Source organism: Paenibacillus sp. FSL P4-0081, from assembly GCF_000758565.1.
GTDB lineage: Bacteria > Bacillota > Bacilli > Paenibacillales > Paenibacillaceae > Paenibacillus_AQ > Paenibacillus_AQ phytohabitans.
The window spans coordinates 15,388-28,172 of sequence record NZ_CP009280.1 but is presented as its reverse complement, the minus strand read 5'-3'; the positions used below and the strand labels follow the sequence as shown (position 1 = coordinate 28,172).

Here is a 12,785-nt window from a genome sequence, read left to right as displayed (position 1 = left end):
AATAATGTGATCAGTTACGCTATCCCCTTATTCCCGCTCCAGCAGCGCATTATAAATATCGCGCTTGGCCAAGCCACGGTCAGAGGCAGCTTTTTTCATCGCGTCTTTGCGCGTCAAGCCTGATGTTTCATAATGGGCAACATGAGCTTCGATGCTCAGCTCCCGCCACCAGGAGGACTCGGCGAGCTCCGCCTCTTCTTTGCTCTCTCCCTCAAGCACAATTACGTACTCACCAAGCGGAGGATGCTCCTCCAGCCAGGCACAACACTCTTCAATCGTACCGCGCAGAAACTCCTCATACCGTTTGGTCAGTTCACGGGCCAGTGTAACCCGGCGGTTGCCGAAGGCTTCCTGCAAATGGACCAGCGTCTTAGCGACACGATGTGGTGACTCATAGAAGAGCAGTGTGCCTTGAGCAGCACGGAGAGGTGCCAGAACGGCCCGGATATCCTTGCGCTCTCTGGGCAGAAAACCGATAAATGTGAAGCTGGCGGTAGGTAATCCGGAAGCAATCAAAGCTGACAGCGCCGCGTTAGCTCCGGGAATCGGAATGACCGGAATTTGATGACTTACAGCCAGTGCTACCAGGTCCGCTCCAGGGTCTGAAATCGCCGGCAGGCCGGCATCGCTGACAAGGGCTAAATTTTTACCTTCTATTATATAGCGTATCAATTCAGGTCCGCTTGCCGCCTTATTGTGCTCATGGTAACTGAACAGCATGGAGGGTGTAATTTCAAAATGGCTCAGTAATTTACGCGTCTGTCTTGTATCCTCTGCGGCAATAATATCGCATTCCTTCAGCGTGCGCACCGCGCGGTACGTCATATCTTCCAGATTGCCGATCGGAGTAGCCACCAGATACAGACAGCCGCATCCTTCGGGCTTTGCTCCGTCATTGTTATTTTGAAAGCTGCTTTGGCAGGTTATCGTCATTGGCTGTTATCCTCTTTGTTCCCATAATAAATATCCATTATCTCAGGGCAGTATTGATTGTCCTCATTATATACGATTAAAGGCGGTTGTAAACGCACCTCCGGCTTCCCGTCGCGCGCCGCTTCAATCAGTACCATATTCGCCTCCAGATGCGCACGGGGATGTACAAAGCGGATCAGCTTCGGCTCCAGCCGGTGCTTACGCATTAGACTGATGATATCCACCAGACGCTGCGGCTTATGTACCATACTGACTTTGCCTCCAGTGCGGACCAGCCGGACACAGGCCTGAATGACCTCCTCCAGCGTACAGCCAATTTCATGACGGGCCATGGCCTGATGTGAATTCAGCTTCAGGTCGCTCCCGTTAAGCGGCATATAAGGGGGATTAACCGTTATTGCATCATATACACCATACCCTGCGGTATTATGCAGCTCCCGCAAATCACCTTCATGGATCAGCACCCGCTCCTCCAGCCTGTTCAAGGCTACACTGCGCCGGGCCATGTCGGCAAGACGGGGCTGAATTTCTATCCCTTCAATAGAAGCTTTGGTACGCGTGGTCAGCAGCATAGGGATAACCCCGTTGCCGGTGCATAGATCAAGTACTCTTCCGCGCGGCGGTATACTGGCGAACCGGGCCAGCAGCACAGCATCCATCGAGAAGCTGAATACTTCGTCACTCTGGATAATCCGCAGATCATGGGTTAGCAAGTCATCGATCCGCTCTGCACTATGCAAGGGCACCGGGGTATCGTTAAACGAATTGGTCATTGTACATTCCTCCAAATTCAAAAAAAACCGTAGGCGAAAATCTCCTACGGCTGGATATCCTCATTTATTAAGAAAAGAAAGGCAGAACAGACAATCGCCTTCCGTCCGCAAATGCCCGAAATAGACATTGCAGATGTGGAAACCTTCATGGTACAGTCTGGCCAGGTTATCGTAACCTTCTCCGACAACCTCTTCTTTGCCTTCGGCAGCCAGTATAGCCTCCGCCTCAGCAGAAAGCGCAGCCTTATCCAGAGGGGCTTCCCTTTTCAATATGATACGTAGCTGCTCATTCTCCAGACTAAGCTTCTGATTTGCTTCCATCAGCTCTTTAACCGTCTGTTTCCAATCTCCTAGAGTGGCGCGCATTTCATCCATCTGCGCTTCCATCTCCTGCATGTGTGCAAATATATTTTTCTTCTCCAAGTTTCCACCCCGAAAGTAACCTTATAATGGTTTACTTGACGACAACATCATCCATTGGAAGTTCTTTAACTTTGCCCACTTCAAACAACTGCACATGAACCGTGCGGCTTCCGGCATTGATACCTACTACTTTGCCATCACCCAGTGAGGTTACGACGATTTTGCCTACCGCCGGCATTTCTTCCTTCGTGCTCTCATAATTATCATGCTCAAACTTCAGACAACACATCAGCCGTCCGCATAATCCCGAGATTTTGGTCGGGTTCAGCGAGAGATTCTGGTCCTTGGCCATCTTGATGGACACCGGCTCGAAATCACCCAGCCAGGAGGAGCAGCAGAGCACCCGTCCGCAAGGTCCAAGTCCGCCAAGCATCTTGGCTTCATCACGCACACCAATTTGCCGGAGCTCGATGCGGGTTCGGAAAATACTTGCCAGGTCCTTAACCAGTTCGCGGAAATCCACGCGGCCCTCGGCAGTGAAATAAAAAATGATCTTATTACGGTCAAACGTAAATTCCACATCCACGAGCTTCATTTTGAGGCCATGATCGCGGATTTTATTTAAACAGGTGGTAAAAGCGTCCTTTGCAGCACCTTTGTTCTCTTCGACCACACGGGCGTCGGTTTCACCGGCAATACGCATGACCTTCTTGAGCGGCAGTACAACGTCTGCTTCCTGCACCTCTTTTTTGCCAACGACAACCTTACCGTATTCGACCCCTCTTGCTGTCTCAACAATAACGCATTGATCGCGCTCAATCGGGAAATCAAGTGGATCAAAATAATATATTTTACCCGCTTTTTTGAAGCGGACACCTACTACGCTGTACAAAAATTAACCCCCTTGTTTGCCGGTAAAAGGAATCCTTAAGCAAGCCTGCTTCCCAGATGATTCATGCTTGTCCTTCCTCATCCGTTAAACCCGTACTTCCAGGTGCTGAAGCGTTTATCCGGAGGATTTATCATAAATAACCCGGCCTGTTAACTTTCTAACCGGATTAAGAACTGCTCCAAACACAACTGGGTATTGGTATTGGAGCGGAGCCTGCGCTTGCTCTCCACCGCAAATTCCATGTAAGCCACCCATTGTTCCGTACTCCGCTGACGGGCAGCCTTGGAAATGAAGTCTAACTGATCTATGAAAACGATACTTTCGTGCTTTCGGTACAGGAAGTAGAGCATATCTTTGAACCATAAGTGAAACATGCTGAATAGAATATCCAAATGTTCACCAAGCCCGGTCTTGAACACCTTCTGCCCTGCAGTTGCTACTGCGGAGCTGCCTTTGCCCAAAGACTCCTTTGCTAATTGTAACACTAGATTTCTCATTTCTGCAAACCAATTCTGTGCCAAAAGTTCCCTGCAGCCGTCAAGACCTGCAGTCAGTGATACCGCGCACCGTGCCAGCGGCACCGGAACCCCTTCACTGGACAGCGCCTGAAGCATAATATCCGGATGCAGCGGGCTAAAGGGAATGCGCTGGGTTCTGGACTGGATCGTCGGCAGCAGGGAACTGCTGTTATCGGAGATAAGAATTCCTACCGCAGGAGCAGGAGGCTCCTCCAGAAATTTCAGCAGACTGTTGGCGGCTTGCACCGTCATTTTGTCCGCTCCTTCTATAATATAAACCTTCGGGTTAATTCCTTCCGAGCGGTAGGAAAAAACACGCTGAAGTTCACGGATCTGGTCAATCTTAATACTCGCCCCGTCGGGCCGCAGCAATGATAAATCGGGATGGTTGCCATGCTCCACCTTACGGCACTCCAGACATTCCCCGCAGGCATCATCCTTGCACTTCGTGCAGAATATCGCTTGGGCGAACGTCATAGCCATTCTGACCTGACCGCTTCCTGGCGGGCCGGTGAACAGATAAGCATGGCTTACAGCGTCCTTGCGCAAGGCATTTTGAAGCAGCCGCTTGGCATCCTCCTGGCCTAATAGATCATGAAAAGACATATATTCCTCCAAGTTTGTCAGAACGAAAGGTTAATCAGCAGCCCGCGGATCTCTCCGACCCGTCCGAGCAGATCAATCCGGCCCTGCTCACTGTCCAGCAGATCATCTGCCATATTCAGCAGAGCGGCATCAATTTCATCCAGCAGCTTGTAGCGTTTGCCCCGGCCGCGCCGGTCCCAGCCCTTGGTCTCCTTCAGGATCACTCCGCGGCGGGCGGTCTCCTCCAGGAACCGTTTGATCATGTTCCGGTAGATAGCCAGTTCACGGACGGTCATGGATTTGGATAGCCGGTCGCCTTGCTGCTGGATATCTTTAATCTGGCGGTTCAGTTCATCTATTGTTTTTTGCTCACTTTGCTGTTGAAATACATCGGTAAAGTTCTTTTGCTGAACAGGCCGCCGGTCAGCTTCCGTGGTCGACAATTCACTTTTTAAGGGCCTGTAGCCCGGGTTGATCTTCAAAGGTATCTACCGCCCTTATGGTTTATTGCTATATTATGCGTTAGTAATGCTCGAAACGATCAACCGGAAGGACGAATACTGTAGCTCCACCTACCTGAACTTCCACGGGAAGAGGCAAATATGAATCTGTCGTACCACTCATCGGTGTTACAGGTGTGACCAATTGTTCACGTACTTTACAGCTGTTGCGGATTACACTCAGTACTGCATCAACCTGAATATCATCTACCCCAATCAGAAAAGTGGTGTTGCCCGCCCGCAGAAATCCGCCTGTACTGGCCAGCTTGGTTGCACGGAAATTCGCTTTGACTAGTTCACTGGATAGCCGGTTGCTGTCCTTGTCCTGGATAATTGCAATGATCAAATTCATCTTCGTTTCCCCTCCTGCATGTTGTGTAATCACAGAATTTCTCGCAGCAGCAGCCAGCCCGCTGCAGGTCTGTGTGTAATCATTATACCTCTATTGTTTATTTGACAAAACCTCTTAGAAATCCTTTAATATCCGGTCTTTCAGTGTCTGTACAATGTCCTGCTCCACCATATGGATCGGGCGGTTGGCATCTAGTACAACAATCCGCTGCGGATCGGAATCCACCACGAGCTGATAACCGGCCTTAACCTTCTGGTGAAATTCAAGGCTTTCCAGATCCAGACGATTGACTTCCCGGTTCTGATTGGCTGCTATCCGAGACAATCCCACCTCAGGATCAACATCAAGATAGAAGGTAAGGTCAGGCATCCTGCCGCCGGTCGCGAACCGGTTAATTCCCCACACTTCCTCGATACCAAGTCCTCTTGCATAGCCTTGATAGACCAGGCTGCTGTCAACAAAACGGTCGCAGAGCACAGTAATCCCCTCCTGCAGTGCAGGCTCGACTACTTCCGCCAGATGCTGGCTTCTTGCTGCCGCGTATAACAGCGCTTCTGTCCGGGCATCCATAGCCGTATGGGCCGGGTCCAGAATAATGGAGCGGATCTTCTCGGCGATTTCAATTCCGCCCGGTTCGCGGGTGATTAAGTAGGGCATGGAATGATTCTGCAGATAAGCCGCTACTCTGCCGAGTACGGTTGTTTTACCGGAGCCGTCGCCTCCCTCCAGAGTAATGAAGAAACCTTCTCGCTTCACTTATACTTCTCCGCCCTTCTGAATGTTGTATACCTTAATATGCTGTAAGGCGGGATCGGCACAGGCCTGGAATTTAGCCCCGCCATCGCGGAGGCTGCCCAGCCTGCCGCATATGGACTCTGTTATGATCTCTCCGGGATAAAGCAGCGGTATTCCGGGCGGATAGGGGATAACCATTTCGGCCGCCACCCTGCCCGCACTTGCTTCAAGCGATATACTCTCTGTCTCCCCAGCGGCAACCGGCTTCGTGGAGAACCGGACCGGAGCTGAGATCAGCGATGCGCTGAAATTGTTCCACGTGGAATTCGATCTGGAAAAGGCTGACATATCCTCTTCCCCATTATTGTATGATGCAGACGCCAGTATGGTCATGGAGCTGCGATCCGATTGAGATTCTGCGATAGGGCTAGAGGCAGCGACAAGGCCAGCGCCTGCTGCCTCATCAAGAGCAGAGCCGGAACCAGCAGCATACTTGGCCCCGGAGTCATAGGCTGCTTCTGTGCCTTCCGTCTGCGGCACCCCGCAGGCTGTCTGCGCCGCGATATCCCGCAGCGCCTCCAGCAGCACCGCTGCATCCTCTGCCTTCGAGCCGAGGCTGAAGGCCAGTATTACGTGCCGGTCGTCGCTCATCTCCGGCACGATCCCTCTTTCTTCGAGCCTGCGCTGCAGCTCGAAGCCCCCCAGGACCCCGGCGGCGTCATAAATGACGGCCTTAAAGGGGTCCTGTGTCCCGTACGCCGCCCCGCGCGGCGGCGGCGTATCTGTCTCTGCGGCGTCAGCATCGCCGCAGGTGCGCTGCAGCGGCCCGGCGGGCTGCAGCAGCTGGAAGCGCGGCAGCGAAGCCAGGCCGCGCCGCAGGACGTCCACGGCGGCGAGTCCCGCCGTGAAGGCACCGGCGCGCTGGCTGTGCATCAGCCGCCGGGCCAGATCGAGCGAAGCCATCACGGGGTATGATGGGCTGGAGCTCTGCACCATGGCGAGGCGCTGGCGAAGCAGCGCGCGGTCGAGCCATGGCCCTTGCACATGCAGCATGGCGCCCATCGTCAGCGCCGTCAGCATCTTATGCGTGGACTGCACCACGCCGTCCGCGCCACAGGCAAGGGCCCCGGCTGGAAGCGCCGGGTGCTGGCCGTAATGCGCCCCGTGCGCCTCATCCACCAGCAGCGGAATCCCGCTGTCGTGACAGGCCTGCGCGAGGGGCGCAAGATCGCTGCCCATGCCGTAGTAATTCGGCATGGTAACCAGTACGGCGGCAGCCTGCGGATATGCCGCCAGTGCAGCCTGCACCGTTTCTGCCGCCGGTGCCACCGCAAGCCCGCTGCCAGGATCCATCTGCGGCTCCAGGAACACGGCATGTGCCCCGGCCAGCATTAGTCCGTGGATTACAGATTTGTGGACATTACGCTGCAGAATAAGCAGCATTCCCGGCTCATAGCAAACGGTCAGGATAAGTGCAAGGTTCCCCGCTGTGCTGCCGCCAACCAGGAAGAAGCTCTCCTCTGCGCCGAAACAATCCGCCGCCAGCTCCTGTGCCTCCTGAATTACCCCTTCAGGATGATGAAGATCATCCGTTCCGGTAATCTCGGTCGCATCATAGCGCATCACGTCAGCCAGATACCCTGCACCGCCGGTATTCAGGTAAGCTTCGCCATTCTTGTGCCCCGGCACATGATAAGATATATTGCCCTTAAGTCTATATTGTTCCAGCATTTCGTATACAGGTGCCCTGCCAGGCTGTAAATTGTTCATTTGTTCTTCCTTCCCTGGGGGTTACCTTCTATTTTAACGCAAATATACCCAAACGCCTATTATTATGCACAAAGTCTTCCCGAAACAACAAAACGGCTTCCCACACCAGACCCTGGCGGAGAAACCGTTAGAGGAACTCTTTTATTTGCAGCCAACGCGACACACATCCACCGCCCGCTCTTTATATACTTACTTGTAAATCGTTGCTGCTGTTCTCGGGTTAAGCATTCTTCTGCAGATTGATTTTCTTCATCCGGCCAATAAAAAAACGGTACTTGGCATCTTCAGCCTCTGTGCGCACCATCTCACTCTCACAATCTTCACAGATGAAATGCGAGACAATCACAATGCCCTCTTCCTTTTCTTGCCCGCAGATGATGCAGGCCTGTGCGGTTTGCTGTTCCATATTCATCCCACCTTGACTCTTTTAAGATCAGTATGGTACACCTTCTATCATTTTAAACCTTTTCATAGTTTTTTCCTAATCCTTCATAGCCTGAAATATATATATTCGCCTAATGCCCATTCGGTGTATCGGATCCCGGGTTTACCCGGGTTTAATAAAACACACGGTTAGGCCGATATTAATAACATGAGAACTTGTGAGGAGGTCTGAATTTTCTTTATGGAACCAAACACCAAAGGCGCTGCTACATTCTATCAATACAAGCTTATCAAAAAAATTAATATTTCCGCATCCCTGCTGCGGGTCTATATTGCGCTTCCTTTTGTGTTCCTTGTGCTGGAGACAGTTTTCCTGTCCTGGCTAAGCATTCTGTTCATGATTATTGCCGGACCCGTAATGCTGTGGATTCAATATGTTATTTCACGTTCAGTTCTGCTGATCTCCGGTCACCCTATCGTAAAACGGTGGAAAATGTCCCTGCACCTGCCCTGGCCCGGTTATATGCCTGATCAATATATTAACTATGGCATTTTCCGCAAAGTACAGATGCATAACCTGTGGATCGGTCTCTGTATTACAGCGCTCTTTATCGTCTGGGCACCGCCTGCATTTACCGCATCTTTAGTAATATGCCATCTTTGGCTGCTGCTGCCCCGCCTGTATACTCTTCTGCGGCTGCGCAGCGAAGGGAAAGACGGCATGCTGAAATTTAATCCGGCGGATGCCTCCTATTACGCCCAATAATCTTAAGCAATCATACATACGGGCGCATATTCAACTTGCATCCCACACAAAAAAATCGCCATCCCTATACGGACGGCGATTTTTTTATTTGCTTTTTAATCCTTTGGTGGTGACTTTCTTTTCCTTCGGGATCATTACAATGAAGTAGCCATCATGCACGGTTAAGTGTACAATAAGTCCTTCCTTCTGAAAAACGCGTGAGCTTCCTGAATCCTCATTACTCTGCTCTTCCCATCCCCATGCCTTTATCTCCTCCAGATAAGGCTCAGGTACACCCTTCTTCTCTTTCAGCCCTGGCAAAGAGTACCTTACATAATCCATGGCCACGTTCGTAGTGGTCCTGTCGGGGGAACTGGCTTCTTTAGGAACGGGAAAGCTTTTCTCATTGAGCGCACCGTCAAAAGTCTCCCAGGCCGGCTCCTTCGTTCCGCAGCCGGCCAGCATAACTCCAACTATACAAAGAATAACTAATATCCATAAAGGTTGGGTTCGCTTCATACCTTAAATCCTCCTTACCTCTACCATGCATCTAAAGACGCAAGAAAATTCAAAGTTAGAATTTATCTGTAGTTCATTCGTATTAAGGCCTCTGCTTAATATTTGCACTTTTCTATTATACTTGGAACTATCGACACGTCGGTAACAAAAATGTCACTCGTTTGTAAGCGTTTCATTTATTGTTTCTGCTTATTTGCCCTCTATTTCTCACTATATAAACAAAAAAGCCATTGTCGATTGCTCAACAATGGCTTCATGTGCTTGGCAACGTCCTACTCTCCCAGGACCCTTCGGTCCAAGTACCATCGGCGCTGGAGGGCTTAACGGTCGTGTTCGGGATGGGTACGCGTGGAACCCCTCCGCTATCGCCACCAAACATGCGTCTGTGAAACAGACGCTGCCGCTTGAAATTCGGTTCATCACGGATGTGTGAATGAATTTCATGGCGTACAGGCTTGATCACCTGAAAACTGAATCCGAAACGAATCTGCGTATTAAAAATTTGGATAAGCCCTCGACCGATTAGTATTGGTCAGCTCCATGCATTGCTGCACTTCCACCTCCAACCTATCTACCTCGTCGTCTTCAAGGGGTCTTACTAATTGGGAAATCTCATCTTGAGGGGGGCTTCACGCTTAGATGCTTTCAGCGCTTATCCCGTCCGTACGTAGCTACTCAGCCATGCTCCTGGCGGAACAACTGATGCACCAGCGGTACGTCCATCCCGGTCCTCTCGTACTAAGGACAGCTCCTCTCAAATTTCCTGCGCCCACGACAGATAGGGACCGAACTGTCTCACGACGTTCTGAACCCAGCTCGCGTACCGCTTTAATGGGCGAACAGCCCAACCCTTGGGACCTACTTCAGCCCCAGGATGCGATGAGCCGACATCGAGGTGCCAAACCTCCCCGTCGATGTGGACTCTTGGGGGAGATAAGCCTGTTATCCCCAGGGTAGCTTTTATCCGTTGAGCGATGGCCCTTCCATGCGGTACCACCGGATCACTAAGTCCGACTTTCGTCCCTGCTCGACTTGTAGGTCTCGCAGTCAAGCTCCCTTATGCCTTTGCACTCTGCGAATGATTTCCAACCATTCTGAGGGAACCTTTGAACGCCTCCGTTACTCTTTAGGAGGCGACCGCCCCAGTCAAACTGCCCGCCTGACACGGTCCCCGTACCCGATTAGGGCACTAGGTTAGAACCTAGATACGATCAGGGTGGTATCCCAACGGCGCCTCCGCAGAAGCTTGCGCTCCTGCCTCACCGGCTCCCACCTATCCTGTACAGATCGTACCCAAATTCAATATCAAGCTGCAGTAAAGCTCCATGGGGTCTTTCCGTCTTGTCGCGGGTAACCTGCATCTTCACAGGTATTAAAATTTCACCGGATCTCTCGTTGAGACAGCGCCCAAGTCGTTACGCCATTCGTGCGGGTCAGAATTTACCTGACAAGGAATTTCGCTACCTTAGGACCGTTATAGTTACGGCCGCCGTTTACTGGGGCTTCGGTTCACAGCTTCGGGTTTAACCCCTAACCACTCCCCTTAACCTTCCAGCACCGGGCAGGCGTCAGCCCGTATACTTCGCCTTGCGGCTTCGCACAGACCTGTGTTTTTGCTAAACAGTCGCTTGGGCCTTTTCACTGCGGCCCCCTCGGGCTATTCACCCTACCGAGGCACCTCTTCTCCCGAAGTTACGAGGTCATTTTGCCGAGTTCCTTAACGAGAGTTCTTCCGCGCGCCTTAGAATTCTCTTCTCGCCTACCTGTGTCGGTTTGCGGTACGGGCACCTTCTCCTGGCTAGAGGCTTTTCTTGGCAGTGTGAGATCATGACCTTCGCTACTATAATTTTCGCTCCCCATCACAGCCCAGCCTTAGTGATGTGCGGATTTGCCTACACATCAGCCTCACTGCTTAGACGGACATATCCATCAGTCCGCGTCACTACCCTCCTGCGTCACCCCATCGCTCATAGCGGATTACGGTGGTACAGTAATTTCAAACTGTTGTCCTTCGACTACGCCTTTCGGCCTCGCCTTAGGTCCCGACTTACCCTGAGCGGACGAGCCTTCCTCAGGAAACCTTGGGCTTTCGGCGGATCAGATTCTCACTGATCTTTTCGTTACTCATACCGGCATTCTCACTTGTATGCTGTCCAGCGCTCCTTACGGTACACCTTCAACCTGCATACAACGCTCCCCTACCCCAGATGCAAAGCATCTAGCCATAGCTTCGGTGGTGTGTTTAGCCCCGTTACATTTTCGGCGCAGAGTCACTCGACCAGTGAGCTATTACGCACTCTTTCAATGGTGGCTGCTTCTAAGCCAACATCCTGGTTGTCTGTGCAACTCCACATCCTTTCCCACTTAACACACACTTGGGGACCTTAGCTGATGGTCTGGGCTGTTTCCCTTTTGACAATGGATCTTAGCACTCACTGTCTGACTCCCGGCAAGAAGTTAATGGCATTCGGAGTTTGACTGAGCTTGGTAACCCTTGCGGGCCCCGCACCCAATCAGTGCTCTACCTCCACCACTCCATTCACCGAGGCTAGCCCTAAAGCTATTTCGGGGAGAACCAGCTATCTCCGAGTTCGATTGGAATTTCTCCGCTACCCCCACCTCATCCCCGCATTTTTCAACATGCGTGGGTTCGGGCCTCCAGTGCGTGTTACCGCACCTTCACCCTGGACAGGGGTAGATCACACGGTTTCGGGTCTACGTCCACATACTTAGTCGCCCTATTCAGACTCGCTTTCGCTGCGGCTCCGGCTTCTCACCTTAACCTTGCATGTTAAACGTAACTCGCCGGTTCATTCTACAAAAGGCACGCCATCACCCATAGATCGGGCTCTGACTTTTTGTAAGCACACGGTTTCAGGTTCTATTTCACTCCCCTTCCGGGGTGCTTTTCACCTTTCCCTCACGGTACTGTTTCACTATCGGTCGCCAGGTAGTATTTAGCCTTAGCAGATGGTCCTGCTGGATTCATACGGGGTTTCACGTGCCCCGCACTACTCGGGATCCGTCTCGGAGAGAACACAGTTTAGGCTACAGGGCTTTTACCTCTATCGCGGGCCTTTCCAGACCTCTTCGCCTACCATATTCCTTTGTAACTCCATGTGAGACGTCCCACAACCCCAAGAGGCAAGCCCCTTGGTTTAGGCTGTTCCGCGTTCGCTCGCCGCTACTGACGGAATCACTATTGTTTTCTCTTCCTCAGGGTACTTAGATGTTTCAGTTCCCCTGGTCTGCCTCTGCGTATCCTATGTATTCAGATACGAGTAACTGCGAATTACCACAGCTGGGTTTCCCCATTCGGACACCCCCGGATCAAAGCTTGCTTACAGCTCCCCGAGGCAGTTTCGTTGTTCGCCACGTCCTTCGTCGGCTCCTGGCGCCTAGGCATCCTCCGTGTGCTCTTATTAGCTTAACCTCGATTTTCTCCGGAGGAGAAATATCGGACCATAAATGATCTTCATTTCCTTCACGGACAATCTCGTATCAACTAATAACTATTTCAACTTGCTTACACAAGTTTCAGCTAAAAGATGTTCTAAAACGCAAATTCGTTTCGGTATCCAGTTTTCAAGGATCAAGGTAAAGATGAGAGCTTAAACTCTCAAAACTGACCAACGAGTGAGTAACAGGCCTAGACCTGAGTTTTGGAAGTAATACTTCCGATTTGAATGTCACCGTTGCAGGTGACGATTCTCCAT

12 protein-coding genes and 2 rRNA genes are annotated in these 12,785 nt (G+C 51.6%); 1 reads left to right on the top strand and 13 read right to left on the bottom strand.

Translation table 11 applies throughout. The annotated features are described in order from the left end of the window. Positions 1 to 27 precede the first annotated feature (27 nt). The 10 genes from rsmI to P40081_RS00085 all read right to left on the bottom strand — a co-directional run bounded on the left by rsmI (position 28) and on the right by P40081_RS00085 (position 7,827). The gene (gene rsmI / locus P40081_RS00130; RefSeq protein ID WP_042132677.1) at positions 28 to 933 is read right to left on the bottom strand and encodes a 16S rRNA (cytidine(1402)-2'-O)-methyltransferase; all 906 of its coding nucleotides are present in this window, start codon (positions 931 to 933) and stop codon (positions 28 to 30) included. Then, complete coding sequence (locus P40081_RS00125) at positions 930 to 1,706, bottom strand: tRNA1(Val) (adenine(37)-N6)-methyltransferase (RefSeq protein ID WP_042132676.1); 777 nt, start codon at positions 1,704 to 1,706, stop codon at positions 930 to 932. Before P40081_RS00125 ends, rsmI begins: the two co-directional genes overlap by 4 nt. A gap of 60 nt (positions 1,707 to 1,766) precedes the next feature. Next, positions 1,767 to 2,129, bottom strand: a complete 363-nt coding sequence (gene yabA / locus P40081_RS00120) for a DNA replication initiation control protein YabA (RefSeq protein ID WP_039305729.1) — start codon at positions 2,127 to 2,129, stop codon at positions 1,767 to 1,769. Between the two features lie 31 nt (positions 2,130 to 2,160). Continuing rightward, positions 2,161 to 2,961 (bottom strand): PSP1 domain-containing protein, encoded by an 801-nt coding sequence (locus P40081_RS00115; RefSeq protein ID WP_039305726.1) that lies wholly within the window; start codon positions 2,959 to 2,961, stop codon positions 2,161 to 2,163. 149 nt (positions 2,962 to 3,110) lie between these two features. Further along, positions 3,111 to 4,085, bottom strand: a complete 975-nt coding sequence (gene holB / locus P40081_RS00110; protein WP_042132675.1) for a DNA polymerase III subunit delta' — start codon at positions 4,083 to 4,085, stop codon at positions 3,111 to 3,113. Positions 4,086 to 4,102: 17 nt separating this feature from the next. Then, on the bottom strand, positions 4,103 to 4,546 hold the full coding sequence (locus tag P40081_RS00105; protein ID WP_039305718.1) for a YaaR family protein: 444 nt from the start codon (positions 4,544 to 4,546) through the stop codon (positions 4,103 to 4,105). A gap of 40 nt (positions 4,547 to 4,586) precedes the next feature. Next, on the bottom strand, positions 4,587 to 4,916 hold the full coding sequence (locus P40081_RS00100; protein WP_036723983.1) for a cyclic di-AMP receptor DarA: 330 nt from the start codon (positions 4,914 to 4,916) through the stop codon (positions 4,587 to 4,589). Between the two features lie 114 nt (positions 4,917 to 5,030). Next, positions 5,031 to 5,672: a dTMP kinase gene (gene tmk, locus P40081_RS00095; protein WP_039305713.1), complete on the bottom strand. Its 642-nt coding sequence runs from the start codon at positions 5,670 to 5,672 to the stop codon at positions 5,031 to 5,033. Then, positions 5,673 to 7,421 carry an aminotransferase class I/II-fold pyridoxal phosphate-dependent enzyme gene (locus tag P40081_RS00090; RefSeq protein WP_042132674.1) on the bottom strand — a complete coding sequence of 583 codons (1,749 nt, stop codon included), beginning with the start codon at positions 7,419 to 7,421 and terminating at the stop codon, positions 5,673 to 5,675. Between the two features lie 220 nt (positions 7,422 to 7,641). Further along, positions 7,642 to 7,827, bottom strand: coding sequence for a sigma factor G inhibitor Gin (locus P40081_RS00085; protein ID WP_039305710.1), 186 nt, complete (start codon positions 7,825 to 7,827; stop codon positions 7,642 to 7,644). Positions 7,828 to 8,046: 219 nt separating this feature from the next. Between P40081_RS00085 and P40081_RS00080 the strand changes: the two genes are divergently transcribed. Further along, on the top strand, positions 8,047 to 8,571 hold the full coding sequence (locus P40081_RS00080; protein WP_042132673.1) for a hypothetical protein: 525 nt from the start codon (positions 8,047 to 8,049) through the stop codon (positions 8,569 to 8,571). A gap of 84 nt (positions 8,572 to 8,655) precedes the next feature. Here P40081_RS00080 and P40081_RS00075 read toward each other — a convergent pair whose 3' ends face one another. The 3 genes from P40081_RS00075 to P40081_RS00065 all read right to left on the bottom strand — a co-directional run bounded on the left by P40081_RS00075 (position 8,656) and on the right by P40081_RS00065 (position 12,502). Continuing rightward, complete coding sequence (locus P40081_RS00075) at positions 8,656 to 9,069, bottom strand: hypothetical protein (protein WP_039305704.1); 414 nt, start codon at positions 9,067 to 9,069, stop codon at positions 8,656 to 8,658. A gap of 259 nt (positions 9,070 to 9,328) precedes the next feature. Continuing rightward, positions 9,329 to 9,445, bottom strand: a 5S ribosomal RNA gene (gene rrf / locus P40081_RS00070). A gap of 126 nt (positions 9,446 to 9,571) precedes the next feature. Beyond that, positions 9,572 to 12,502: ribosomal RNA gene (locus tag P40081_RS00065) — 23S ribosomal RNA — on the bottom strand. Positions 12,503 to 12,785: the final 283 nt, after the last annotated feature.

Excerpts from the sequence above, each read along its gene's own strand:
- rsmI (WP_042132677.1), bottom strand. The coding sequence starts at position 933 with ATGACGATAACCTGCCAAAGCAGCTTTCAAAATAACAATGACGGAGCA.
- P40081_RS00125 (WP_042132676.1), bottom strand. The coding sequence starts at position 1,706 with ATGACCAATTCGTTTAACGATACCCCGGTGCCCTTGCATAGTGCAGAG.
- holB (WP_042132675.1), bottom strand. The coding sequence starts at position 4,085 with ATGTCTTTTCATGATCTATTAGGCCAGGAGGATGCCAAGCGGCTGCTT.
- P40081_RS00100 (WP_036723983.1), bottom strand. The coding sequence starts at position 4,916 with ATGAATTTGATCATTGCAATTATCCAGGACAAGGACAGCAACCGGCTA.
- P40081_RS00090 (WP_042132674.1), bottom strand. The coding sequence starts at position 7,421 with ATGAACAATTTACAGCCTGGCAGGGCACCTGTATACGAAATGCTGGAA.
- P40081_RS00085 (WP_039305710.1), bottom strand. The coding sequence starts at position 7,827 with ATGGAACAGCAAACCGCACAGGCCTGCATCATCTGCGGGCAAGAAAAG.
- P40081_RS00080 (WP_042132673.1), top strand. The coding sequence starts at position 8,047 with ATGGAACCAAACACCAAAGGCGCTGCTACATTCTATCAATACAAGCTT.
- P40081_RS00075 (WP_039305704.1), bottom strand. The coding sequence starts at position 9,069 with ATGAAGCGAACCCAACCTTTATGGATATTAGTTATTCTTTGTATAGTT.